Genomic DNA, 23,393 nt, shown 5'->3' with positions numbered 1-23,393 from the left:
GATTAGTGAGCTTCCTTGTTATTGTTGTTTGAACCAATCAAATGCTGCACGGCCCGTTCCATCTTCATGAAACGGGAGCCCTTGATCAATACTGTTGCATCCGAACGGCCGGACAAATGCGCATCGAGCGCCGCCAGCAAACCGTCGAACTGTTCGAAATACTCCACGACCGTGCCTGATTCCTGGCTGGCGGCTTCCTGCGCCGGATTCACCAGATGGCGCGCCAGTCCGCCCGTCGCCAGCACGTGTTCGATGCCTTTGGCGGCGGCGTAGGCGCCGATCTCTTCGTGGAACTGCTGCCCTTGCGTGCCGACTTCGCCCATCTCGCCCAGCACCAGGATGCGCGGTGCCGCGGCCTGCGCCAGCACATCGATGGCCGCGCGCGCCGAATCCGGATTGGCGTTATACGTGTCGTCGATGATGGTGGCGCCATTGGCGGCCCGTTTTTTCTGCAGCCGGCCAGTCACGGGAGAAAACGCCTCCAGGCCCTGCTTGATATGTTCTGGCGCGATGCCGGCGCCAATCGCGCATGCCACGGCCGCCAGCGCATTGCGCACATTGTGTTCGCCCGCCGCCTGCAAGCCGACAAAAAACTGACGCAAGCTGCCATCCTGCGCCCGCACGCTGACGAACAGGTCGCTGCCAAAATCCTCGGCCGCGCGGTGCGTGCAACTCACGTCCGCCTCTTTCGACAGGCCGAAGGTGATGACGGCGCGCGCGCCGGCCAATTCGCGCCACACGGGCGTGAATTCATCATCATGCGGGAAGACGGCCACGCCGTCATGCGCCAGGGCCGCCAGCGCGGCGCCGTTCTCGCGCGCCACCGCTTCCACCGTATGCATGAATTCCTGGTGCTCGCGCTGCGCGTTGTTGACCATCGCCAGGGTTGGCGCGGCAATCGCGGCCAGGCGGGCAATTTCTCCCGGATGGTTCATACCCATCTCGATGACGGCCGCCTTGTGCGCGGCGCTCAGGCGGAACAGCGTCAATGGCACGCCGATTTCATTATTCAGGTTGCCGCGCGTGGCCAAACGGCCTTCTTCGCCAAAGGCCGCAGCCAGGATGGCCGAAATCATTTCCTTGACAGTGGTCTTGCCATTGCTGCCGGTGACGCCGATGACGGGTAAATTGAAGCGACCGCGCCAATGGTTGGCGATGCGGCCCAGCGCCACCAAGGTATCGGCCACCACGATGGCGGGCACCGTGGCGCTGTCCCAGCCTTCGGGCAGGCGCTCGACCACCACGGCGGCGACGCCGCGCGCAGCCACCTGGTCGAGGAAATCGTGGGCATCAAAACTCTCGCCGCGCAGGGCAACGAAGAGCGAGCCGGCCTGGGCGCTGCGGCTGTCGGTGGAGACGCCATCAAAGGATGCGTCGCCCGTCAGCTGCGCGCCGTCCAGCGACGGCATCAGTTCAAGCAGGCTTGCGTGCATCAGGCTATCCATCAGTTCGTCCTCATCATCGTCAGGCGCGCGGACAAGGCCAGCTGCGCATGGTCGGCATCGGAGAACGGCAGTTTCTTGCCCTTGATTTCCTGGTATGGCTCATGACCCTTGCCCGCCAACAGGATCACGTCCGGCTTGGCCGCGTGCTTGATGGCCGACAAAATGGCGCCGGCACGGTCTTCGATGGCTTGCGGCTGCGGACCGTCGGCACGCATGCCGGCGACGATCTGCGCGATGATGGCGTGTGGATCTTCGCTGCGCGGATTGTCGCTGGTGACCAGCACGTGATCGGCCAGCTGCGCGATGGCGCCCATCTGCGGACGCTTGCCCGGATCGCGGTCGCCGCCGCAGCCGAACACGCACCACAACTGGCCGCCCCGCTCCTGCGCCACCTGGCGCAAGGCAGCCAGGGTCTTTTCCAGCGCGTCCGGCGTATGCGCGTAATCGATGACGACCATCGGCGCTTCCTGGCCGCCCACCTGCTGCATGCGGCCGGGGGCCGGCTGCAGGGATTCGATGCCGTCGATGGCGGCGCGCAGGCCGGTGCCGTGCGCCAGCAAGGCGCCCAGCACGGCCAGCGCGTTGCTGATATTGAAGTGGCCCACCAGCTGCGTCTTGACCAGCGCCACGCCCAGCGCGCACTCCAGGTGGAAGTCGGTGCCGGCATGGCGGCTGCGGAACTGGCTGGCGCGCAGCATCAGCACGCCAGGCAGATCGGGCAAGCTGGCCGCGTCCTGCAAGGTGTAGCCGATGACCGGGTATTCACCGGCCAGCCTGCCGTCCACGTGGCGCGCCAGGCGCAAGCCCATGGCATCGTCCAGATTGATGACGGCTGTTTTCAGGCCGGGCCAGTCGAACAGTTTGACCTTGGCCGCCTCGTAGGCCGCCATGTCGCCATGGTAGTCGAGGTGGTCGCGCGTCAGATTGGTAAACATGGCGACATCAAAATGCATGCCGGCCGCGCGGTCCTGGTCCAGACCGATCGACGACACTTCGATGGCAACGGCCTTGGCGCCAGCGTCGCGCATGGCGGCCAGTTTGCGCGCCAGCAGCACGGCGTCCGGCGTGGTGTAGCCGGTGACGTCGAATTCAATGGCGCCGCGCGGCTTGCACAAGCCCACGCCCAGGGTCCCGATGACGGACGAGGTTTCGCCCAGGCGCGCCAGGGCTTGCGCCAGCCACAGCGCGCACGATGTCTTGCCATTCGTGCCCGTCACGCCGGCACTGAACATGGCGCTGTCGGGCATGTCGTAGAAAGCATGCGCCACGGGGCCGGCCAGGCGTTTCAGGTCGCTGACCAGCAGGTGCGGCACGGCCCATGCGGCGTTCCACTCGACGGCATCATGCACGATGGCGGCGGCGCCCTGCTCGATGGCGGCGTCGATGAAATGGGTGGCGCCCGCGTAGGCGAAAAACACGTCGCCGCGTTGCACGCGGCGCGAATCGGACGTCAGCTGCCCGGACGGGGCAGCCGCTTTGATCCACAAACTGATATCTTGTATGGTCATGAGTGACTTCACATGGCCTCCGGGCCGGCATTGGCCGGGACCACGATTTCGGTAACGGAGGAATCGGGCGGTACGTTCATCGCGCGCAGCGCGTTGGTCGCAATCGCCGCGAAAGCGGGAGCGGCAACCTGACCGCCATAGTGGGCGGGGCCGGTCGGTTCATCGATCATCACGGCAATGATGAAGCGCGGCGCCGACATCGGCACCATGCCCACGAACGAGCCGATATATTTGCGCGGCATCGCGTAGCGGCCGTTTTCCACTTTATAGGCGGTACCCGTCTTGCCGCCCACGCGGTAGCCGGCAACCTGGGCGCGCTTGGCCGAGCCGTGCGCGCCGGAGACCACGAGTTCCAGCATGGCGCGCATTTCGGCGGCCGTCTTCGGCTTGATCACTTGCTGGCCCACGGGCAGTTCATTGACCTTCTGGAATGACAGGGGAATCGTGTCGCCATCACGCGCGAACATCATATAAGAGCGCGCCAGCTGGATCAGCGACACGGAAATGCCGTTACCGTAGCTCATGGTGGCCTGCTCCACCGGGCGCCACGATTTATACGGACGCACGCGGCCGGCCACGGCGCCAGGGAAGCCCCATTTCGGCTGCTGACCGAAGCCGACCTTGGTAAACATTTCCCACATTTCCTGCGACGGCATGCCCAGCGCGATTTTCGAAGTGCCGATGTTCGACGACATCTCGATGATTTCCGAGACATTGATCACGCCGTGCGGCTTGGTGTCCGTGATCGTGCGGTCGGCGATGGTATAGCGGCCCGGGCCCGTGTCGATCAGGGTGCCCGGCTTGACGCGGCCCGTGTCGAGCGCCAGTGACACCGTGATCGGCTTCAGGGTCGAACCGGGCTCAAAAGTATCGGTCATGACGCGGTTGCGCAGCTGCTGGCCCGTCAGCTTGCGGCGGTCGTTCGGGTCGTAGCTCGGGTAATTGGCCAGGGCCAGCACTTCGCCCGTGTGCACGTCAAGCACCACGGCACCGCCAGCCTTGGCGTTGAATTTCTCCACCGCTTCCTTCAGCTGCGTGAAGGCGATGTACTGGATCTTGCTGTCGACGGACAGGGTCAGGTCCTTGCCGTCATGCGGTTCGTGGATGAAGCCGATGTCTTCGACGATGTGGCCCAGGCGGTCCTTGATCACGCGGCGGCTGCCGGTGGTGCCGACGAGGGTTTTCTGCTGCGCCAGTTCCATGCTTTCCTGGCCCACGTCTTCCACGTTGGTAAAGCCCACCACGTGGGTCATCACTTCACCCTGTGGATAGAAGCGCTTGTATTCCTTGCGCTCGTCGATGCCGTCGATCCCCAGCTTGGAAATCTTGTCGGCCACGTCCATCTCGACCTGGCGTTTCAGGTAGACGAAGCTGCGGTCCGAATCGAGTTTCTTGCGCAATTCGTTGACATTCATTTCCAGCAGGCCGGCCAGCGCATTGATTTTTTCCGGTGATGCCTGCAGCACGTCGTCGGGAATGGCCCAGATGGCTTTCACGGGGACGGACGAGGCGAGCACCTGGCCATTGCGGTCGGTGATCTTGCCGCGCGTGGCCGGCAATTCCAGGGTGCGCTCATAGCGCGCCTTGCCCTGCTTTTGCAGGAACTGCGTCGATACGCCCTGCAGCCACAGGGCGCGCGCGCCCAAGCCGGCGAAAGCGAAGAACAGCAGGAACAGCACGACGCGAGAACGCCAGACGGGCAGACGCACCGCCAGTACGGGGTTCTTCGAGAATGGCACGCCTTTCGATGCCGCCACCCGGCCGTTGCTATTACCGCCCAACTTCATTATTCGCCCTCCGTCAGGTATTGCGTACGCGCCGCCGTCAGCGGCGTCATGCTCAGGTCGCGCCGCGCGATCGATTCGATGCGTTCATGCTTGCCCAAAGTGGACTGGTCCAGCTGCAGTTGCGCCCAGTCGATGTCGAGCTGGCGCGACAGCGCTTGCGCGCGCTCCAGGTCGATCAGCAAGTGGCGCGACTGATACTGCGCATTCACCAGCGACAGGCCGCAGCACACCAGCAGGGCCGACAGCACGACACACAGCTTGCCAGTCATCGGGCGCCGCCACGAACTGGAATGGGCAAACGCTGCGCCACGCGCATCACGGCCGAACGCGAGCGCGGATTGCCCTCGATCTCGGCATCGGATGGCTTCATCTTCGAAATCAGCTTCATTTCCGGCTGCGGCAAGTCGACCGCGCGGATCGGCAGGCGGCGGTCAGGCTGCTCCACGTTCGCCTTCGAGGCGAAGAAGCGCTTGACCATGCGGTCTTCCAGCGAGTGAAAACTGATCACGGCCATGCGCGCGCCGGGCGCCAGGCAGGCATACGCCTGGCTCAGACCGATCTCGAGATCCTCGAGCTCTTTGTTAATGAAAATGCGTATGGCCTGAAAGGTGCGGGTAGCGGGGTCCTTACCCTTCTCGCGGGTCTTGACGGCGCCTGCCACGATGCCGGCAAGCTGTCGTGTGCTTGAAATTGGCTGGACTGCCCGGCCAGCAACAATCGCCTTTGCAATCTGAAAAGCAAACCGTTCTTCCCCATAATCGCGTATCACTTTCTCTAAATTCTGCTCGGTTTCCACCGCCAGCCATTCGGCCGCGGAGATGCCGCGCGTGGTATCCATGCGCATGTCCAGCGGTCCGTCGTTGCGGAAGCTGAAACCGCGCGCCGCGTCGTCGACTTGCGGCGACGAGATGCCCAGGTCAAGCAGGATGCCATCGACCTGCTGCACGCCGCGTTCGGCCAGGCTGGCCGTCATGGTGGCAAAACTGTCGTGGACGATTTCAAAGCGGGGGTCGCCGATCTGTTCGGCCGTGGCGATGGCTTGCAAATCCTTGTCGAAGCCGATCAGGCGCGCGTCGGGCGCCAGGCGCGACAAGATCAATCGGCTATGGCCGCCGCGGCCAAACGTGCCATCGACATAAATGCCGTGCGCGCGGTCGCCCGACAGGTCGAGCGCATCGACCGCTTCATCGAGCAGCACCGTGCGATGCTGAAATTCCGGCACCGTGAGTTGTGTCATTACGGAGCCTTAGAAAGAAAAATTGGAAAGTACATCGGGGGTGCCGGCATCGATCGCCTGCTGTTCTTTGTCGGCCAACTTGGCGGCATCCCATATTTCAAAGTGGCTGCCCATGCCGATCATCATGACTTCGCGCGCCAGTCCGACGGCGTTGCGCAATTCGGGCGAGATCAGCACGCGGCCGGCCGAGTCCAGCTCGACGTCGACGGCGTTGCCGAGGAAGATGCGCTGCCAGGCGCGCGCCGACATGGGCCAGGCGGCGATTTGCTGGCGGTGGCTTTCCCACACGGGACGGGGAAAAAACAGCAGGCAGCCATCGGGGTGTTTGGTGAGTGTCAAGCGGCCTTCGCATTGAATCGCCAGCGCGTCACGGTGCTTGGCAGGGATAGACATCCTGCCTTTGGCATCGAGATTGATTGCGGACGCGCCTTGAAACACGGAAGACCTTTTTGAGCTTGGGTTGCGACGCTTGCGCATCGCGATGAAAAGGGAAAATTTCCCACAAAAACACACTTTTTCACACAGTTGCCCACTTTAGAGGAAGCAAAGATAGTGGTCAAGCGGTTTCCGATTGGCAAAACAGGAATTTTATTAATGAAATTAAGGACTTAGCGCATATCGTTGAAGGAGTCTCAAATAAAAATATATCGATAAATTAGATACTTATGAAAGATAGTGAATGTGCTACCTCATCTGCACACATGTGTTTTCCTACCGTAAACATCGAAAAAAACGAAATCAAAAAATTGAATTTTTTACAGTTAGTTGACACATGACAATAGTTTCGTCATCCGGACACAACAGCAATCAAGCATCGGAAAAGACTTGGTTTAAAGCAAAAGAAAATCATCCTTGGCGCGTATCGCCCCTGTTTTCCGGGCCTGGCCTGTCACAGGAAAACTATTTTTGCAACGCAGCAATTAATTGTAAACAGGAAACTTTAACCAATTGTTCATTTTTAGTTGTCTATACAACTTTATCGTGGATGCTATATTTTTAGAAACAAAAAAAGCCCCGTTGCGGGGGCTTTTTGGACGGCGCACAGCATGAAAAACGCTGCGGGCGATACGCTCCCTGGCAAGCCAGGAAACAGGAATTCAAGTGAAGCAGGCCGGTAGGCCGGATTTTGTTACGGCGCCTTCCCTTGCAGGTTGGCGCTATGACAGTCATTCCTCTAGGCGCCAGATTACTCGGGCGCTCAAGCTTTCTACCCGCACGCTCCGCGAGCAGCATCATCGCGTGCCTATTTGAAATTGCACCAGGTGGAGGTTACCGCGTTTCACCGTAACTTAATACGCTCGTCTCTGTGGCCCTATTCCTCGCCTTATACCTTGCGGCTTTCGACGGACGGCCGTTAACCGTCACCCCGCTCTATGGAGTCCGGACCTTCCTCCCGCCAGCGCATTGCTGCGCCGGCCAGCGACTGTCTGGCCTGCTTCACCCGCCATTGTACCGCGCCGCAGCATGTTTCTGCAAAAAGGCCTGTGCACGCGCGACACCGCTCGCCGGGCCCCTCGTCGGGTCCCGGCCCGGGGGATTGTGTAATTCGGTGTCGCCATTTCAAAAGCCGGGCCAAATCGGCTCACATAGAATGAGGCAAGCTGCTTGCATGCAGGCGCATGCGCACCGCTTGCCCCATTTCTTTGCCACCCACTAGAATATAAAGAGCCGAACATGACGCAACAACCCCGTACCGGCGGCCAGATCCTGGTCGATGCCCTGCAGATCCACGGTGTCGACACCGCCTTTGGCGTGCCTGGCGAAAGCTACCTCGACGTGCTCGATGCCCTGCACGATTCGGGCATCCGCTTCATAATCAACCGCCAGGAAGGCGGCGCCGCCTTCATGGCCGAAGCCTACGGCAAGCTGACGGGCAAGCCGGGCATCTGCTTCGTCACGCGGGGTCCGGGCGCCACCAACGCCTCGATCGGCGTGCACACGGCCTACCAGGATTCCACGCCGATGATCCTGTTCATCGGCCAGGTGGGCAATGATTTCGTCGACCGCGAAGCATTCCAGGAAATCGACTACCGTCGCATGTACGGCCAGATGGCCAAGTGGGTGGCGCAGATCGACCGCGCCGAGCGCATTCCCGAATACCTGGCGCGCGCCTTCCAGGTTGCCACCAGCGGCCGTCCCGGCCCCGTCGTGCTGGCCCTGCCGGAAGACATGCTCATTGCGCTGGCCACGGTGGCCGACACGCGCGCCTACCAGCCCGTGCAGGCGGCGCCATCGGATGCCCAATTGCAGCAGTTGCGCGGCATGCTGACGACCGCGAAGCAGCCGCTGGTCTTGCTGGGAGGTACCACCTGGACGCCGCAAGCGTGCGCCGACCTGCAGCAGTTCGCGGAAAGCAACCACCTGCCCGTCGCCTGCGCCTTCCGCTTCCAGGACTTGCTCGACAACGCCCACCCGAACTACATCGGCGACGTCGGCATCGGCATCAACCCGAAACTGGCCGCGCGCGTGAAAAACGCCGACCTGGTCATCGCCATCGGCCCGCGCCTGGGCGAAATGACGACAGGCGGTTACACCCTGTTCGACTCGCCCGTGCCGCGCCAGCGCCTGGTGCACATCCATACGGATGCCGAGGAACTGGGCAGCGTTTACCAGGCCGAGCTGATGATCAACAGCGGCATGCCGCAAGTCTGCGCCATGCTGGCCGCCATGGCGCCCGTCGATGCATCCGCCTGGCAGCATACGCCAGCCGAAGCCAAGGCCGAGCTGGCCGCCTACCAGGAGCGCCCGCCCATCTTCCAGGATGGCCAGGCGCCGCTGGACCTGTGGCAAGTCACGCAAGAAATCATGGCGCAGGCCCCCGCTGACACCATCCTGACGAACGGCGCCGGCAATTACGCCTCGTGGGCGCACCGTTTTTATCGCTACGGCGGCATGCGCACCCAGCTGGCACCAACCAACGGCGCCATGGGCTACGGCGTGCCGTCCGGCGTGGCGGCGAAGATCGTACACCCGGAGCGCACCGTGATCACGTTCGCCGGCGATGGCGAATACATGATGAATGGCCAGGAGCTGGCCACGGCCGTGCAATACCAGGCAGGTGTGGTCATCATCGTCTTCAATAACCAGATGTTCGGCACCATCCGCATGCACCAGGAGCGCGACTACCCGGGCCGCGTGTCGGGCACGACCCTGCACAATCCGGATTTTGCGGCGTTGGCGCAAGCGTATGGCGCGCATGGCGAAGTGGTGAATACGACAGAAGAGTTCGCCCCTGCCCTGCAACGGGCGCTGGAGCACGCCAAGGCCAACAACTTGCCGGCCTTGATCGAGCTGCGCTACGACGGCAACCTGATCACGCCGAACGCGACGCTGGCCACCATCCGCGCCACGGCGGAAAAGGCGCAGGCCGCCAAATAAGCCTCCTGCAAGGCGAGAAATAACAAAGGCCCGGTCGATACCGGGCCTTTTTCTTTTTAACCGCAGCAATCGCTCAGGCGGCGGGCACGGGCGCGCTTTCCTCGGCAGGCGCTGCCTCGGCGGGCGCTTGCGGCACCGGCGGGCATGGCGTGCAATGCTTCAGGGGACGGCCGAAATCGCGCACGCGGCTCAGTTTCATCGGCATGCGCACGTTGCCGCCGCAGTAATCGCCTTCCAGGGTCAGGGTCTGGCCATCTTTGGAAAACTTGCCGACGATGGTGCGCTCTTCGCTGTCGGCGCCGGCGATAGTGAAATCGAAGGCGCCCGTGGCGGCGTCCAGGTTGACGTCGTTGGCCACGATGGGCCAGCTCAGGGCGCCGGCCGTGAATTCATAGATGACGGAATCGGCTTCGGCAAAGCGGTGCAGCGTCACGCGCTGGCCGCCGATTTCGCCGCTATCCTTTTGCAGGCACAGGTCGGAGTAGACGGCCACGCCGTAGCGCTCCAGTCCAGCCGGCTTCTTGCCCTTGACGGCAGCGACAGCGGCGCCCGTGGCGCCAGCAAGCAGCAGCGCGGCCAGCAAGGCGGCCAGGCGCGGCGAGGTGAATGAATACATGGCATTCCTTTACTTGAGTAACGGCGTCATTATAACTGGCGCCGCACATGCAAAAACGCGCCGCCAGGCCGAAGCCAGACAGCGCGTTTCCTTGCTTATCAGCATCCCCGAAGGGATGCTGGCAGCGGTACTAAGCTTCGCTTGCGCGAATATTAGAACGAGTGACGAACACCAACGTTGAAGGCTTTGTCGCCCGAACCGATGTTGCTGTTGTTACCAACGGTGTAAGCTGCGCCGTTTTTGTTCTTGATCTTAGCGTACGAAGCGTAGGTGCTGGTGCGCTTCGACAGAGCGTAGGAGTAACCCAGTGCCCATTGATCAGCATCAGCGTTAGCGATGCCTTTGTCGTTGGTCTTGATGTACGAAGCCATCACGGTGCCAGCTGGGCCAACTGGTACGGTTGCGCCGACCAGCAGGTTAGCGCTGTCGGTGCTAGGAGCAGCGGCGCGGTAGCCGTAGGCGTTCAGGCTGCCGGTGGTGCCGAAAGCTTGACCAGCAACAACTGCGTTGGTGTTGCTCAGACCCGAGTTGTAGGTTGCGCTGTTGTCGCCTTTGTTGACGCCGTATGCCAGGAAAGCCTTGGCAACTGCGAAGTCGTAGTTAGCTGCAGCCAACCAGTTACGTGCGCTACCTTTGTTGCTGATAGCGGATTCGTTGCTGGTGGTGTTGTAAGCCAGACGTGCGTTCAAAGGACCGTTCGAGTAGCCAGCCGACGCGCCGATTTGACGGCCGTATTTGTTCGAATCAGCTTGTTCGCCGAAGGTGTAAGCCACATCAGCGTCAAAGCCGTTGAAGTTTGGCGAGGTGTACAGCACGGTGTTGCTGGTGCGGGTGTTCGCTGGGAACAGGTTCTTGGCGGAACCAGCGTAGCCCACTGCGAATGGATCAGCAACTTTCGACAGGGTGTTGTACCAAGGCGTGTATTGACGACCCAGGGTCAGGGTACCGGTCGTTTTGCTGCTCAGACCTACGTACGATTGACGACCGAACAGGGCTTCGTTTTTACCTTGCGAGCCGCTGTCAACACCGAAACCAGCTTCCAGAACGAACAGAGCCGACAGGCCGTTGCCCAGATCTTCGGTGCCTTTGAAGCCCAGACGGGAAGCCGAAGCAATGCCGCTGTCTACTTTGTTGGTGGTGCCGGCTGCGCCGCCGCGCTCGCTGACGAAACCAGCGTCAACGGTACCGTAGATAACAACGCTCGATTGAGCTTGGGCTACGCCAGTGGCTGCTGCCAGAACTGCCAGGGTGATCAGAGTTTTTTTCATTGCGATTTCCTTTAATTTTGAAGCAAAAAGTAATACAGCCTATGCATCTCGAGCTGCGCTCTAACAGAGCGCTTTTTATGAGTGAGGGCAAGGTCTCCACCTGCCACATTGCTGTTCCGGTCAGGGGAACAATTCACATCGGTATCGGCACGCTATTGCACCGATAAGCTTGAAGGCTGCAGAGCGACCATATTTTGATGCGCCGGTTCGGTGCTCAAAGGGCACCGGAAGCGGCACTATAACGACCGTTTCACATTCCATCAAGTTCCAACATGTTACTTCCGGTACCAGGCCGAGGGCTTTTTCAGGCATCCCGACCATCGCCAACCGTACTACGCGACAGAGCCAGTGCCCCTTGCCAACCAATGCATTGGCCTGATTGACCATTCCATCATAGCGCATGCCTTGTCGACACCCGTTGTATTAGTGCAACAGTATCAGGCGCGTGATTAAAACATCAACATGCTTTACCCATCATTTACCCTGCATGATTTACGCGACAAAGCGCACAATTTGTCAGGCGATAATGGATAAACGGAACGAAGCATACACGGCATCGCCAATGTTTGCTGCCGGATGCCCAAAAACGGGAAATATCACGCCCTGTTTTGGTGCGTTGCCGCATTATTCAGGGGCGTAGACGCCATTTTTGACGTCGGCGCGCGCGTCAGGAAAATAGGCAGAGTATCAACACAATTACTGACTTTCCGGTAATTTAAATTGCTCACATAGAAATGTTTTTCATGTTTTCCGGCTAACTCTTCAGCCACCCGCCTAGAACCGATGAGGACGACTCTTGCTTGCAAATTGCGCATCAGTTGAAACAAATTCTTACAATGTTGCCTTCTCAATATTTCGACATATTTGTGTCTAAAAAACGACACATTGACCGAAATCAAGTTTTCGCCGCCCCAATATCACACAATTTACTTTTTCTTTTTCGCATTTTTTGCTTATAAGCATCAAGAATCAGCCTTAACGCTGGCTTGCGCGGCGGAGCATGCGCATGAAAGGGCCCAGCACCGGCAGTTTTTCATACAATTCTTCCGCCACATCCCAATAATCGCGGTGCATTACCACCCGTCCCTGCCTATCGAAACGCACATGGGTTGCGCCACGAATGCACTGTTCGCCAGATACCAGGCGTTTCATGCGGAAGCGAAACTCCCACGTCAGGAACGCTTGCTGTCCCTGCCCCAGGCTTTCCAGCACGACAAACCGTGGCGCATCGACTTGCACGAACATATGCTCGAAGATGGCCAGGATGGCGGCATGCCCCACCACCTCATTGAACGGGTCCTTGAAATGGGCGTCTGGCGCATACACGGCGCCCAGCTGGGCCAGGCCCTCCAGACTCAGGTGTTCGTAAAACGCCACCAGGCGCGCCAGCGCCTCTTCCACGCCTTCCGTGTCCAGCATGCTTGTGCTCATACGCCCGTCACCTTCCGGATCAGCCAAAAATAGGCGCGGTACGGCAACAGCCGCGCCAGGCGCATGACATTGGTAAAGCGCTTGGGAAAGTGGATGTGGAACTGGCCCCGCTCGATGCCGTCGAGCATGGCGGCGGCCGCGTCACGCGCCGTCATCAGGGCCGGCATGGTGAAATCGTTGTCCGCCGTCAAGGGCGTGGCGACAAAGCCGGGATTGATCTGGTACACGCCGATGCCGCGCGGATGCAAGTCCAGGTACAGCGACTCCGTCAGGTTGATCAGCGCCGCCTTGCTGGCGCCGTACGCGAGCGCCTTGGGCAAGCCGCCATAACCGGCCACCGAAGCGACGATGCCGATGCCGCCACTGCCCTGGCGCAATAGCCACGGCAATGCCTGCTCCAGGCAATTGAAGACGCCGCCCACATTCAGGGCCAGCAAGCCCTGGGCTGCCTCAAGGTCGAAGCTATCGGCGCGCATCGCCTGATAGCCGCCGGCGACCACCAGTATCAGGTCGATATGCGTCCACTGCTGCTGCAATTCTACGCAGACGGCCCGCAGCTGCGCGTGCTGGGTGATATCGAGCGGCAATGCCTGCGCCAGCGCCTGTCCCTCGCACAGCCGCTCGAGGCTGGCGCGATGGCGGGCTGACAAGGCCACGCTGGCGCCCTGCTCCAGCAACAAGGTGGCGCACGCGGCACCGATGCCGCTGGAAGCGCCGATGATCCATACGCGCTTGCCGGCCCAGCTGGTAACCTTGCGATTCATGGGGCCGCCTGCGGACGCTTGCTGAACGATAAAGTGACGGCGCCCAGGCTGAAGCCGAACTTGCTCATGGCGGCGCGGTTCAGCATGACCTTGTCATCCATCAGGAACATCCAGTCCTCGAAGTCGACGTGGTAAACCGTGCCATCGACGGGCAACGCCAGCACGTATTGCCAGCGCAGCGCATTGCCGGCCACTTCGCCGATGGCTTCCCCGATCACGTCGGGCGCCGTGCCGATGAAGCGCCCGGGCGCCGTCTTGCGCAAGGTCCACACGCGCCGTTGGCGGCTGCCATCCGAATACGTGAAGTCTTCATCCAGGGTGCCCGTCTCGCCCACCCAGCTGGCGCGCATCACCACGGTGAAGCGCTTGACCACCTTGCCGGAGCGGTCCTGGAAGATGCCGTGGGCATCGAGCGTGCCATTGAAATACTGTTGCAGATCCAGTATGGGCAATTCCTGCGCATACGTGGCCGGCGTGGGCGGCGTGGAGCAGGCGGCCAGCGCCAGCATCAGGACCGCCAGCGGCAAACGGCGTTTGCAATAACTCATGAAGCGCATGCGCGATTCTCCAGGTGGTCACTATATATATGTTGCAAGGGTGCACGCCACAACAGTAACGCCGCCAGCAGTTTCAAGGCGCAGGGCAGCAAGGCGTAGGCGGCAGCCAGGGCCGGCAAGCCTTTGCTGCTGCCCGGCACATAGCCGAGCCAGGCCAGCAGGGGCAAGGCGATGCCGGCCGCCAACGCCAGACTCATCTGCACGCCCCAGTTCCACCAGCCGAAATACGCCGCTTCGTGCCGCCCGGCATGGCCGGCCGCGCCGATCAGCCCTGCCAGCAGGGCCGGCGGCAAGGCCAGGTCGGCGCCCAGCGCCAGGCCCGACAGCAGACAGATCGCGGCAAAACCCCAGGCGGCACCCGCGCCCAGGCCATACGCCCAGACAAACACGGTTGCGGCCAGCAGCATGGCACCACACCAGGCACGGGCTTCGCCAAAGCGTCGCGCCAGGGCCACCCACACGGGCATCGAGGCGGCCGCCGCGCAAAAGTAGACGATCAGGAACGGCCCTGCGTAATGGCCCAGGCGTAAGTAGTCAGTGGCAAAGAAGAGGAACAGGGTGGCGGGAATGGCGGCTGCCACGCCATTGACGAGCAAGACGGCAAACAGCCAGCGAAAGGCGCGCTGGCGAAACGGCAGACGCCAGGCGCCAGCGGGCAGCGCCTGCGGGCCTTGGCGCAACACCGGACGCGGCGCGCGCGCCAGCAGCAGCGCACCCGCCGCCAGCAGGCAGACGGCAAAGGCCAGCGACAAGCCGTCATAGCCGAGCACGGAAGTGAGCCCCGCTGCCAGGATCACGCCGAGCAAGCCGCAGCCTTCGCGCACGGCCGTCACCCGCGCCCGCTGCGCGCGCAGCTGGCTCAGGGCCGCGCCCCAGCTCTGGTGCGCGATGCCGGCCAGGCCATAGGCGGCATACACGAGCAGCAGGGCGGCCAGGAACCAGGCCAGGGTGGCAGCTTCCCGCATGGCCGGCGGATGGAACAGGGCAGCAAAGCCCAGCAGCAGCAAGGGCAGCGAGGCGCCAACATATATTGCATAGCTGCGCCCGCCACGCGCCATCCAGACACCGAGGGCAGGATCGATGAAGGCGGCGGCGATGCGTGCCGCCAGCAGCACGGCACCGATTTGCGCCAGGTCAAGACTGCTGCGCTGCGCATAAAACGGCGCCACATATATATAGATGGGCAGCGCCAGCATGGCCAACGGCAGGCCGAACAGGCCATAACTGAACAAGGCAGGCAAGGTCAAGGCGCTGGCCCCGGCGTTCATGGCAGCGGCGCCGCACTCTGCAGCAAGGCCGCGCGCAGCTTCGGCGCCGTGCTCGACGGCGACAGCCAGATGGCAAAGAAGGCGCGCGCGAAGTCGCCATCCGTCACGTCGGCCAGCACCTTGCCATCGAGATAAAAACGCACACCGGGCGCGATGCCCGCCCGGTAGGCGCCTGCGATGCGCTGGTCTTCCTTGACGTCAGGAAAGATGCGCTGCATGGTGGCCAGCCAGGCCAGGCGCTGCTCCGGCGTGCCCGCGCCGATTTTCTGCATCTGTTCGTAGCTGGCTTCGGCGATTTTCTTGCCGTCGAGCGCGCGCGCGTAGCGCAGTTCCAGTACAAACGGCGCCGATTCGGATGCCGTACCCTGGTAGCCTTGCGGTCCCACCCAAAGTTGCGCGCGGTAAATACGCATGCCGAACCACGTGTATTCGCCCTCGCCCGCCAGGCGGGCCTCGGGTACGTCGGCAGCGATAAAGGCTGGCGGCGCGGCAGCGGCGCCCAACATGGTCAATGACAGCACAACAGTGGCAAGCAGGCGGCGCATGGTCAGTCCTTGATCAGGGTAAATTGCATCACATCCGTGTTGTGCGCCTGGAAGGCGGCCTCGCAATACGCGAGGTAAAACTCCCAGGTGAGCAGGAAACGGCCATCGAAACCCTGCTTTTCCAGCGCCGCGCGCTGGGCCAGGAAGCTGGCGCGCCACTGGCGCAAGGTTTCCGCGTAATCGAGGCCAAAGCTGAAAGCGTCTTCCACGCGCAAGCCCTGCGCCTCGGCGGCGCGGCGAAACCCGGCCGGCGAAGGCAGCATGCCGCCCGGGAAAATGTACTGTTGAATGAAATCCGTGCTCTTGCTGTAGCGCTCGAACAGTTCGTCAGCGATGACGATGGTCTGAATGCAGGCGCGTCCGCCCGGCTTCAGGTTGCGCGCCACACACTCGAAATAGCCGGGCCAGTAGCTTTGTCCCACGGCTTCGAACATCTCGATCGAGGCGATGGCGTCGTACTGGCCATGGCTGTCGCGGTAATCGCACAGCTGCAGGTCGGCCTGCCCTGCCAGCCCCGCATCGTGCAGGCGCTGGCGCGCATAGGCCAGCTGTTCGGTCGACAAGGTCAGGCCCGTCACGTGGGCGCCGTAGCTGCGCGCCGCCGTTTCCGCAAAGCCGCCCCAGCCGCAGCCGATTTCCAGCACGCGCTGGCCCGGTTGCAGTTGCAGTTGATCGGCGATGCGCCGGTATTTGGCACCTTGCGCCTGCTCCAGGCTGGCGCCTTCGGTGAACAGCGCGCTCGAATACGTCATCGACGGGTCCAGCCACAACTGGTAAAAGGCGTTGCCGATGTCGTAATGGGCGTGGATATTCTTCTTGCTGCCGGCACGCGAATTGCGGTGCAGCAGATGGCGCACCTTATAGATCAGGTTGCCCCACCAGTTGCCGTAGATCAGGGATTCGATGTGCGCACGGTTGCGTATCATCAATTCGATCAGGCCCGGCAAATTGTCCGTGCGCCAGTCCCCCGCGATAAACGTTTCGGCAAAGCCGATGTCGCCCGAGCGCAGGACGGCCGCACACAGGCGCCAGTTGTGCAAGTCCAGGGTGACGGGGTGGCTGCCATCGCCGTACAGCAAGATGCTGCCATCAGGCGTGCGCAGGCGCAAAGCGCCATATTGCAATTTTTCCAGCAGGCGCACAATCATGCGCCCGGCAGCGGGCATGTCACGATGGTCATGCACATGCACGGGAGTGGAACTGCTGCGCGCATGCAGGCCGGTCGGCAGGGAATCGGAGCTCATCGGGACACCTTTTCTTGTGGAGGGTGGGGTTTGCTGAAAAACGGCACGCGGCGCAGCCACAGGCGCAAGGCTTGCCAATGGATGCGCGCCATCACGCCGAACGTCATCAGGGGATAGCGCAGCAAGGCCCAGGCGATGGCGCCATCGCGCAGCGGCTGCGCCGTGCCGGACAAGCTCGTTTGCAGCAGCGGACCGTCGAGGTCGTCGTAATCGACCCTGGCCAGGTGGCGCTCGCCGCCCTGAGCCTGATTGCGCAGGAAACGGAAGCGGTACTGGCCTTCCACCTTGCAAAACGGCGACACGTGGAAAATTTTCTTGGCGACCAGTTCGCTGCCAAAGGCAATCGCGCCGCCCTGCTCGAGCAAGTACAAATGGCGCTCGCCAAAGGTATTGCGCACATCGCAGAGCACGGCCCGCAGCTCACCGTCAAGCCCGTGGCAAAACCAGAAACTGACGGGATTGAAGACATAGCCGAACATGCGCGGCATGGTTTGCAGCCAGATTTCGCCGCCCGCGTCGACCACGCCATGCTGGCGCAGCAAGCCGTCGATCCAGTCCAGCAGCGGCGTCGTGCCATCGCCGTGGTCGCTGTCGCGGAAGGACAGCACATTGGCGCCGTTGCGCGAAATCAAACGGGCAGCAAAATCGTGCGCGCCCAGGCTGCGCAAGGGCAAACGCAAATAAAACATGCCGTAAGCAAAGGCATGCGCGCGCGGACGCAGCCGCGCATGGCGCACCCGTCCCAGGCACAGCTGGGGCTGCGGCCGGAGCGGCTGCGTGGGATCACGCGGCATGGCCAAGCTCCGCCGACGCCAGGCCATTGAGTGCTTCGGCCACGGCCAGGCCCGACTTCAAGCCGTCTTCATGGAAGCCGTAGCCAGTCCAGGCGCCCGCGAACCACGTGTGCTGCGCGCCCTGGAAGCTGGCCAGGCGCGCCTGGGCCGCAATGGCCGCGCCATCGAACACGGGATGGGCATACGAAAACTCGTCGATGATGCTTGCCGGATCGGGCTCGTCGAGCGGATTGAGCGAAACGATGACAGGCGTGGTGAAGGGCAAAGGCTGCAACTGGTTCAGCAAATAATGCACGCACACTTGCGGCGCATCACCGTGCGCGGCCGGCCGGCCCTGGTAATTCCAGGCCGACCAGGCACGGCGGCGCTGCGGCAGGCAGGACGCATCCGTATGCAGTACCGCGCGGTTGGGCTGGTAGCGCACGGCTTCGAGCACGGAGCGCTCGTCGTCGCGGATGTCTCCCAGCAGGGCCAGCGACTGGTCGCTATGGCAAGCGAGCACGACGTGGTCGACGTGGTCGACGCCGGCGGCCGTCTGCAGCTCGACCATGCGCGCGCCACCGTGCTGCTGGCGGCGCACGGCCAGCACGGGGCAAGCCAGGCGCTGCTGTGGGATGCCTGCCAGCAATTTTTCCACGTACACGCGCGAGCCGCCCCGCACCGTGCGCCATTGCGGCCGGTCGCTCACTTGCAGCAAGCCATGGTTGTGGCAGAAACGGATGAAGGTGGCCAAGGGAAAGGCCAGCATCTGGCGCGCCGGACACGACCAGATGCAGGCGGCCATCGGCAACAGATACCAGTGGCGGAACTCGTCGCCATAGCCGTGCAGGTCGAGAAACTCACCCAGCGGCAGGGCCGGCGCCGGCAAGGCGGCCGTGGCCAGGGCGCTGGCCTGGCGGTTGAAGCGCAAAATGTCGCGCAACATGCGCAGAAAGGCGGGGCGCAGCAGATTGCTGCGCTGGGCAAACACGGTGTCCAGATTGGCGCCCGCCCATTCCAGCACGCGGGCGTCCGGCGTCGCGCCCAGCGGCATCTTCACGGAAAACGACATGTCGCTGTCGGCCGCTTCGACGCCCAGTTCCTGGAACAGTTGCACCAGGTGCGGATACGTGGCGTGGTTAAACACGAGAAAACCCGTGTCGACGCCATGCGTGATGCCATCGAGCGTGACATCCACCGTATGGCTGTGGCCGCCAAAATAGTCGCCCGCCTCGTACAAGGTGACGTCCCGGCCCGATTGCGCCAGGCGATAGGCACACGACAAACCTGCGATTCCTGCTCCGACGACGGCAATTTTCATGAGTACACCTGCATTAAGTTTGTCCTGGACAAAATCAGCTTCATGGATAATCGATGAAATATTGATTCATGTCAATGAGTGTGCGAGCCGCTCCAAAACTCATACGCCCGCGATTTCCAATCGGATTCAGCTATTTGGTATGGGGCGGCGGAAGGCGTAAAATGCATGCCACGTTCTTCCGCATGCGAGCAAAGCCACTCTGGTATGGATACTGACCTGCAACCTACTTCCGCCTTCAGCATCAGCGATGTCGAACGCGATACCGGACTGGCCAAGGAAACCTTGCGTGTGTGGGAGCGCCGCTACGCCTTTCCCCAGCCCCAGCGCGACGCCTTTGGCGAGCGCAGCTACCCGGCCGAGCAAGTGCAGAAGTTGCGCATGGTCAAGCGCTTGCTGGACCTCGGATTCCGCCCGGGCAAAATCATGCAGCACAGCACCGTGCAATTGCAGCAGCTGGCCAGCGCCAGCAGCGCGGCGCCGTCAACGCCAGCCCCCCAGCTCGAACACTACCTGTCCCTGTGCCGTGGCCACCAGATGGCAGAACTGGGCGACGCCCTGCGCAAGGCGCTGGCCGTGCTGGGCCTGAAAGCGTTCACCATCGACGTCATCGCCCCCCTCACCGGCATGGTGGGCGAAGCGTGGGCTTGCGGCGAACTGGCCGTGTATGAGGAGCATCTGTACAGCGAAACCTTGCAAACGGTGATGCGCCACGCCATCTTTTCCCTGCCACAAGCAAGCAGCCCGTCCACGCGCTCTCCACGCATCGTCCTCAGTACCTTGCCGCAGGAGCGTCATGGCCTGGGGCTGCTGATGGCCGAGGCGCTGTGCGCGGCGGCCGGCGCCCATTGCATGTCGCTGGGCGTGGAAACGCCGCTGACGGACATCGTCGCGGCCGCCCGCGCGCAACGGGCGGACATCGTGGCGCTGTCGTTTTCCAGCGCCAGCAAGCAACGCCAGACGCGCGACAGCCTGCAGCAGCTGCACGCAAGCTTGCCGCCCAACATGGAATTGTGGGCCGGCGGACGCAGTCCTGTGCTGACCAGGCAGCCGCCACACTTTTTGCATGTGCTGGACCTGCGGCAAGTCGACGAAAGCATCGCCGACTGGCGCCGCCGCCACCAGGCACTGGCCCTGCAAACCCACTGAACCGGCTGAAAAGCGCGGCAACTGCGGCGATCTCCGTGGATAGCGGCGCAATGTTGCCAATCGAACAGTAAAGCATGAAGGGCCGGGCGCGCTCTGGTAGAATAGCCCGTAACACAGTGTCCGGCGCCGCCGGGCCTTAGGTCAGCACCCGCCACCACACATCCATGTTTAGTTTCTTCAAGAAAAAACCCATCGCTCCCGAGGCTGCACCAGCCGAGCCTCTCGTCCTTCCCGCCGCCACGCCGCCTGCCCCGCAGCCTGCCGCTACGCCCCTGAGCGGTGCGCCGGCCGAGCTCGTACCCGTGATCGTGGCCGCCGAACCCGAGAAAAAATCGTGGATGACGCGCCTCAAGGCAGGCCTGTCGAAAACCTCGAACACCCTGTCCGTGCTGTTTGTCGGCGCGAAGATCGACGACGCCCTGTACGAAGAGCTGGAAGCGGCGCTGCTGATGTCCGACGCCGGTATCGACGCCACGGAATTCCTGCTGACGGAACTGAAGAAGAGGGTCAAGGAAGACAAGCTGCTCGACGCGGCCGCCGTCAAGGCCGCCCTGAAAGTGCTGCTGATCGACCTGCTCTCGCCGCTGGAAAAGCGCTTCGAGCTGGGCCGCCACAAGCCGCTGGTGATGATGATTTCCGGCGTAAATGGCGCCGGCAAGACCACCACCATCGGCAAGCTGGCCAAGCACATGCAGTCGAACAACCAGTCCGTGCTGCTGGCCGCGGGCGACACCTTCCGTGCCGCCGCGCGCGAACAGCTGATGGTCTGGGGCGAACGCAACAACGTCACCGTGATTTCGCAGGAATCGGGCGACCCGGCCGCCGTGGCCTACGACTCCGTGCAATCGGCGAAAGCGCGCGGCATCGACGTGGTCATGGTCGACACGGCGGGCCGCTTGCCGACGCAGTTGCACCTGATGGAAGAATTGAAGAAAATCAAGCGCGTGATCGGCAAGGGCATGGATGGCGCACCGCATGAAACCTTGCTCGTCATCGACGGCAACACGGGCCAGAATGCCCTCACGCAAGTGAAGGCCTTCGACGATGCCCTGCAGTTGAGCGGCCTGGTAATCACCAAGCTGGACGGTACCGCCAAGGGCGGCGTGCTGGCGGCAATTGCCCGCGTACGTCCCGTGCCCGTGTATTTCATCGGCATCGGTGAGAAAATTGAAGACTTGCAGCCTTTCGTGGCTGCCGAATTTGTCGAAGCGCTGCTCGGATAAGCCCATACATGATTGAATTTCAGCACGTCTCCAAGCAATACTCCCCCGATGCCGTGGCGCTCAGCGACATTTCGCTCAGTATTGCCAAGGGCGAGCTGGTGTTCCTGGCTGGCCCGTCCGGCGCAGGCAAATCCACCTTGCTGAAAATGATCGCCGCCATGGAACGCCCCACGTCGGGCAAGCTGATCGTCAATGGCCAGGACATGGCGAAGATCAAGCCGGCCGGCGTGCCGTTTTTGCGCCGTAACATGGGCCTGATCTTCCAGCAGCAAAAATTGCTCAACGACCGCTCCATCCTGGCCAACGTCATGCTGCCGCTGCTCGTCGTCGGCGCCCACAAGGCGGCCGCCGAACAGCGCGCGCGCGCCGCGCTCGACAAGGTGGGACTGCTGGACCGCGCCATGGCGCGACCGCTGTCGCTGTCGGGCGGCGAGCAGCAGCGCGTGTCGATCGCGCGCGCCATCGTCAACCGGCCGCAGATCATCCTGGCCGACGAACCGACGGCCAACCTGGACCGCGCCAGCGCCAACAAGGTGCTCGACGCCCTGAAAGCATTCCACTCCGTGGGCGTGACCTGCCTCATTTCCAGCCATGACGAACAGATGCTCGACGCCGCCGCCCGCGTGATCCACCTGAAAAACGGCCAGCTGGTCGCCATCGACAAGGCCACGCAGGCGCCCGTCTTCGCGCCGCCCGATCCCGATTTTGCGCCCTCTCCCGACCAGGACGACGCGCAGGGAGAACAGGCATGAGAGGCTGGTTCCGTCAACACCGCTTCGCCCTGGGTTCGGCGCTGATTCACTTGCGCAAGTCGCCGGGCGGCTTTCTATTGAACGTGCTCGTCGTCGCCATCGCCCTGTCGCTGCCGTTCGCCGGCTTGACCATGCTCGACAATGTCCGCCCCATGTCGGAACAGATGTCGGTCGACCCGGAAATCAGCGTCTTCCTGAAGATCGACACGCCGCGCGAGCAAGCCGTGGCCCTGGCGAGCGCCATGCGCAAAATCGTGGGCCCGCAAAAGGCAAAGATCGTCTTCATCCCGCGCGAACAGGCACTGGACTCGCTGAAAAACAAGAGCGGCCTGGCCGATGTGCTCAGCACCCTGGGCGACAATCCCCTGCCCGACAGCTATGTGCTGAAACTCGATGCCTTCAGCAGCGCCAGCGAAGCGCAGGATGTCGATGCGGTGGCGGAACAGTTGCGCCAGCTGCCATTCGTGGAATCGGCGCAAGTCGATTCGGCCTGGGTCAAGCGCCTGGCGGCCCTGCTGGGCGTGCTGCGCCTAGTGCTGCTGCTGCTGGCGATCACGCTGGGCGTGGCCGTGATCGCCGTGGTCTTCAATACCATCCGCCTGCAGGTGATGCAGCAGCGCGATGAAATCAGCATCTCGAAATTGATCGGCGCCACCGATACCTTCATCCACCGCCCCTTCTATTACACGGGCGCCCTGCTGGGCCTGTGCGCCGGTGCGCTGGCCCTGGGCGCCGTGGCGCTGGCCTTGCAGCCGCTGAATACCGCGATTGCCGAGTTTGCCCGCCTGTATGCGTCCGAATTCCAGCTGGTGCCGCTGGCGCCGCTGCCGATGGCCGGCTTGCTGGCCGTCAGCGCCGGCCTGGGCCTGATCGGCGCCTTCCTCTGCGTGCAGCGCCACCTGGCGCGCCTGAACTGACCTTCCTTTCCATGGCGGCGCTCCCGCGCCGCCATGCGTCTCGCCATCCCCATATTGCTGCTATATTGATATTAAGCAAGTATTCTTAAGGCTCGCTTCAGCCAGAGGCCGTAGACTGGCCATGTTGTCGTAAAGCGGCCTGCGGCGCTGTTCAGATCGCTTTTTACAGATGTATATCAAGCATTCATTCGCCATAGCATTTAGGCTATCAGG

21 protein-coding genes and 1 other RNA gene are annotated in these 23,393 nt (G+C 62.3%); 5 read left to right on the top strand and 17 right to left on the bottom strand.

All coding sequences use genetic code 11. The annotated features are described in order from the left end of the window. Nucleotides 1-2 precede the first annotated feature (2 nt). The 7 genes from murF to rnpB form a co-directional block, all read right to left on the bottom strand. Entirely contained in the window at nt 3-1,433 is a 1,431-nt protein-coding gene (gene murF / locus BLT98_RS26315; protein ID WP_092613106.1) for a UDP-N-acetylmuramoyl-tripeptide--D-alanyl-D-alanine ligase, read from the bottom strand. A gap of 11 nt (nt 1,434-1,444) precedes the next feature. Beyond that, a complete protein-coding gene (locus BLT98_RS26310) occupies nt 1,445-2,953 on the bottom strand; it encodes a UDP-N-acetylmuramoyl-L-alanyl-D-glutamate--2,6-diaminopimelate ligase (RefSeq protein WP_034784966.1) in 1,509 nt (502 codons plus the stop codon). A gap of 8 nt (nt 2,954-2,961) precedes the next feature. Further along, on the bottom strand, nt 2,962-4,740 hold the full coding sequence (locus BLT98_RS26305) for a peptidoglycan D,D-transpeptidase FtsI family protein (protein ID WP_034748891.1): 1,779 nt from the start codon (nt 4,738-4,740) through the stop codon (nt 2,962-2,964). After that, complete coding sequence (ftsL, locus tag BLT98_RS26300) at nt 4,740-5,009, bottom strand: cell division protein FtsL (protein ID WP_034748894.1); 270 nt, start codon at nt 5,007-5,009, stop codon at nt 4,740-4,742. Before ftsL ends, BLT98_RS26305 begins: the two co-directional genes overlap by 1 nt. Further along, nucleotides 5,006-5,977, bottom strand: coding sequence for a 16S rRNA (cytosine(1402)-N(4))-methyltransferase RsmH (gene rsmH, locus BLT98_RS26295; RefSeq protein WP_070258850.1), 972 nt, complete (start codon nt 5,975-5,977; stop codon nt 5,006-5,008). Before rsmH ends, ftsL begins: the two co-directional genes overlap by 4 nt. Nucleotides 5,978-5,986: 9 nt before the next feature. Continuing rightward, nucleotides 5,987-6,415, bottom strand: a complete 429-nt coding sequence (gene mraZ / locus BLT98_RS26290; protein ID WP_034748899.1) for a division/cell wall cluster transcriptional repressor MraZ — start codon at nt 6,413-6,415, stop codon at nt 5,987-5,989. Nucleotides 6,416-7,076: 661 nt separating this feature from the next. Beyond that, an RNA gene (gene rnpB, locus BLT98_RS26285) (RNase P RNA component class A) lies at nt 7,077-7,416 on the bottom strand. 235 nt (nt 7,417-7,651) lie between these two features. On the opposite strand from rnpB, the gene BLT98_RS26280 reads away from it, so the two are divergent. Then, the gene (locus BLT98_RS26280) at nt 7,652-9,355 is read left to right on the top strand and encodes a thiamine pyrophosphate-binding protein (protein ID WP_092612965.1); all 1,704 of its coding nucleotides are present in this window, start codon (nt 7,652-7,654) and stop codon (nt 9,353-9,355) included. Between the two features lie 73 nt (nt 9,356-9,428). Here BLT98_RS26280 and BLT98_RS26275 read toward each other — a convergent pair whose 3' ends face one another. From BLT98_RS26275 to BLT98_RS26230, 10 genes are all read right to left on the bottom strand, one after another. Further along, nucleotides 9,429-9,971, bottom strand: a complete 543-nt coding sequence (locus BLT98_RS26275; RefSeq protein WP_070258846.1) for a hypothetical protein — start codon at nt 9,969-9,971, stop codon at nt 9,429-9,431. Between the two features lie 152 nt (nt 9,972-10,123). Next, entirely contained in the window at nt 10,124-11,239 is a 1,116-nt protein-coding gene (locus tag BLT98_RS26270; RefSeq protein WP_092612962.1) for a porin, read from the bottom strand. Between the two features lie 975 nt (nt 11,240-12,214). Further along, nucleotides 12,215-12,670, bottom strand: coding sequence for a nuclear transport factor 2 family protein (locus BLT98_RS26265; protein ID WP_092612959.1), 456 nt, complete (start codon nt 12,668-12,670; stop codon nt 12,215-12,217). Continuing rightward, a complete protein-coding gene (locus tag BLT98_RS26260) occupies nt 12,667-13,434 on the bottom strand; it encodes an SDR family NAD(P)-dependent oxidoreductase (protein ID WP_092612956.1) in 768 nt (255 codons plus the stop codon). Before BLT98_RS26260 ends, BLT98_RS26265 begins: the two co-directional genes overlap by 4 nt. Next, nucleotides 13,431-13,982: a DUF3833 domain-containing protein gene (locus BLT98_RS26255; RefSeq protein WP_092613103.1), complete on the bottom strand. Its 552-nt coding sequence runs from the start codon at nt 13,980-13,982 to the stop codon at nt 13,431-13,433. Before BLT98_RS26255 ends, BLT98_RS26260 begins: the two co-directional genes overlap by 4 nt. Next, entirely contained in the window at nt 13,979-15,259 is a 1,281-nt protein-coding gene (locus BLT98_RS26250) for an MFS transporter (protein ID WP_092612953.1), read from the bottom strand. Before BLT98_RS26250 ends, BLT98_RS26255 begins: the two co-directional genes overlap by 4 nt. Further along, nucleotides 15,256-15,804, bottom strand: coding sequence for a chalcone isomerase family protein (locus tag BLT98_RS26245; RefSeq protein WP_092612950.1), 549 nt, complete (start codon nt 15,802-15,804; stop codon nt 15,256-15,258). Before BLT98_RS26245 ends, BLT98_RS26250 begins: the two co-directional genes overlap by 4 nt. 2 nt (nt 15,805-15,806) lie before the next feature. Further along, nucleotides 15,807-16,970: an SAM-dependent methyltransferase gene (locus BLT98_RS26240; protein ID WP_092613097.1), complete on the bottom strand. Its 1,164-nt coding sequence runs from the start codon at nt 16,968-16,970 to the stop codon at nt 15,807-15,809. Between the two features lie 74 nt (nt 16,971-17,044). Beyond that, on the bottom strand, nt 17,045-17,842 hold the full coding sequence (locus BLT98_RS26235) for a DUF1365 domain-containing protein (RefSeq protein ID WP_092613100.1): 798 nt from the start codon (nt 17,840-17,842) through the stop codon (nt 17,045-17,047). Next, complete coding sequence (locus tag BLT98_RS26230) at nt 17,832-19,142, bottom strand: NAD(P)/FAD-dependent oxidoreductase (RefSeq protein ID WP_092612947.1); 1,311 nt, start codon at nt 19,140-19,142, stop codon at nt 17,832-17,834. Before BLT98_RS26230 ends, BLT98_RS26235 begins: the two co-directional genes overlap by 11 nt. 204 nt (nt 19,143-19,346) lie before the next feature. Here BLT98_RS26230 and BLT98_RS26225 point away from each other — a divergent pair, with 204 nt between their 5' ends. The 4 genes from BLT98_RS26225 (at nt 19,347) to ftsX (ending at nt 23,180) form a co-directional block, all read left to right on the top strand. Beyond that, nucleotides 19,347-20,288, top strand: a complete 942-nt coding sequence (locus BLT98_RS26225) for a MerR family transcriptional regulator (protein WP_092612944.1) — start codon at nt 19,347-19,349, stop codon at nt 20,286-20,288. A gap of 164 nt (nt 20,289-20,452) precedes the next feature. After that, a complete protein-coding gene (gene ftsY, locus BLT98_RS26220) occupies nt 20,453-21,511 on the top strand; it encodes a signal recognition particle-docking protein FtsY (protein ID WP_034784937.1) in 1,059 nt (352 codons plus the stop codon). A gap of 8 nt (nt 21,512-21,519) precedes the next feature. Next, nucleotides 21,520-22,263, top strand: coding sequence for a cell division ATP-binding protein FtsE (locus tag BLT98_RS26215; RefSeq protein ID WP_034784934.1), 744 nt, complete (start codon nt 21,520-21,522; stop codon nt 22,261-22,263). After that, complete coding sequence (gene ftsX / locus BLT98_RS26210; protein ID WP_092612941.1) at nt 22,260-23,180, top strand: permease-like cell division protein FtsX; 921 nt, start codon at nt 22,260-22,262, stop codon at nt 23,178-23,180. Before BLT98_RS26215 ends, ftsX begins: the two co-directional genes overlap by 4 nt. The last annotated feature ends 213 nt before the right edge of the window (nt 23,181-23,393 follow it).

It is taken from the genome of Janthinobacterium sp. YR213 (assembly GCF_900099875.1).
GTDB classification, from domain to species: domain Bacteria; phylum Pseudomonadota; class Gammaproteobacteria; order Burkholderiales; family Burkholderiaceae_D; genus Janthinobacterium; species Janthinobacterium lividum.
This window is presented reverse-complemented; position numbering and strand designations above follow the sequence as displayed.

Excerpts from the sequence above, each read along its gene's own strand:
- ftsX (WP_092612941.1), top strand. The coding sequence starts at position 22,260 with ATGAGAGGCTGGTTCCGTCAACACCGCTTCGCCCTGGGTTCGGCGCTG.
- BLT98_RS26310 (WP_034784966.1), bottom strand. The coding sequence starts at position 2,953 with ATGACCATACAAGATATCAGTTTGTGGATCAAAGCGGCTGCCCCGTCC.
- murF (WP_092613106.1), bottom strand. The coding sequence starts at position 1,433 with ATGCACGCAAGCCTGCTTGAACTGATGCCGTCGCTGGACGGCGCGCAG.
- BLT98_RS26305 (WP_034748891.1), bottom strand. The coding sequence starts at position 4,740 with ATGAAGTTGGGCGGTAATAGCAACGGCCGGGTGGCGGCATCGAAAGGC.
- BLT98_RS26215 (WP_034784934.1), top strand. The coding sequence starts at position 21,520 with ATGATTGAATTTCAGCACGTCTCCAAGCAATACTCCCCCGATGCCGTG.
- BLT98_RS26275 (WP_070258846.1), bottom strand. The coding sequence starts at position 9,971 with ATGTATTCATTCACCTCGCCGCGCCTGGCCGCCTTGCTGGCCGCGCTG.
- BLT98_RS26255 (WP_092613103.1), bottom strand. The coding sequence starts at position 13,982 with ATGAGTTATTGCAAACGCCGTTTGCCGCTGGCGGTCCTGATGCTGGCG.
- BLT98_RS26225 (WP_092612944.1), top strand. The coding sequence starts at position 19,347 with ATGGATACTGACCTGCAACCTACTTCCGCCTTCAGCATCAGCGATGTC.
- BLT98_RS26230 (WP_092612947.1), bottom strand. The coding sequence starts at position 19,142 with ATGAAAATTGCCGTCGTCGGAGCAGGAATCGCAGGTTTGTCGTGTGCC.
- BLT98_RS26270 (WP_092612962.1), bottom strand. The coding sequence starts at position 11,239 with ATGAAAAAAACTCTGATCACCCTGGCAGTTCTGGCAGCAGCCACTGGC.
- ftsL (WP_034748894.1), bottom strand. The coding sequence starts at position 5,009 with ATGACTGGCAAGCTGTGTGTCGTGCTGTCGGCCCTGCTGGTGTGCTGC.
- BLT98_RS26280 (WP_092612965.1), top strand. The coding sequence starts at position 7,652 with ATGACGCAACAACCCCGTACCGGCGGCCAGATCCTGGTCGATGCCCTG.
- BLT98_RS26245 (WP_092612950.1), bottom strand. The coding sequence starts at position 15,804 with ATGCGCCGCCTGCTTGCCACTGTTGTGCTGTCATTGACCATGTTGGGC.
- BLT98_RS26265 (WP_092612959.1), bottom strand. The coding sequence starts at position 12,670 with ATGAGCACAAGCATGCTGGACACGGAAGGCGTGGAAGAGGCGCTGGCG.
- BLT98_RS26250 (WP_092612953.1), bottom strand. The coding sequence starts at position 15,259 with ATGAACGCCGGGGCCAGCGCCTTGACCTTGCCTGCCTTGTTCAGTTAT.
- ftsY (WP_034784937.1), top strand. The coding sequence starts at position 20,453 with ATGTTTAGTTTCTTCAAGAAAAAACCCATCGCTCCCGAGGCTGCACCA.
- BLT98_RS26240 (WP_092613097.1), bottom strand. The coding sequence starts at position 16,970 with ATGCCCGCTGCCGGGCGCATGATTGTGCGCCTGCTGGAAAAATTGCAA.
- rsmH (WP_070258850.1), bottom strand. The coding sequence starts at position 5,977 with ATGACACAACTCACGGTGCCGGAATTTCAGCATCGCACGGTGCTGCTC.
- BLT98_RS26260 (WP_092612956.1), bottom strand. The coding sequence starts at position 13,434 with ATGAATCGCAAGGTTACCAGCTGGGCCGGCAAGCGCGTATGGATCATC.
- BLT98_RS26235 (WP_092613100.1), bottom strand. The coding sequence starts at position 17,842 with ATGCCGCGTGATCCCACGCAGCCGCTCCGGCCGCAGCCCCAGCTGTGC.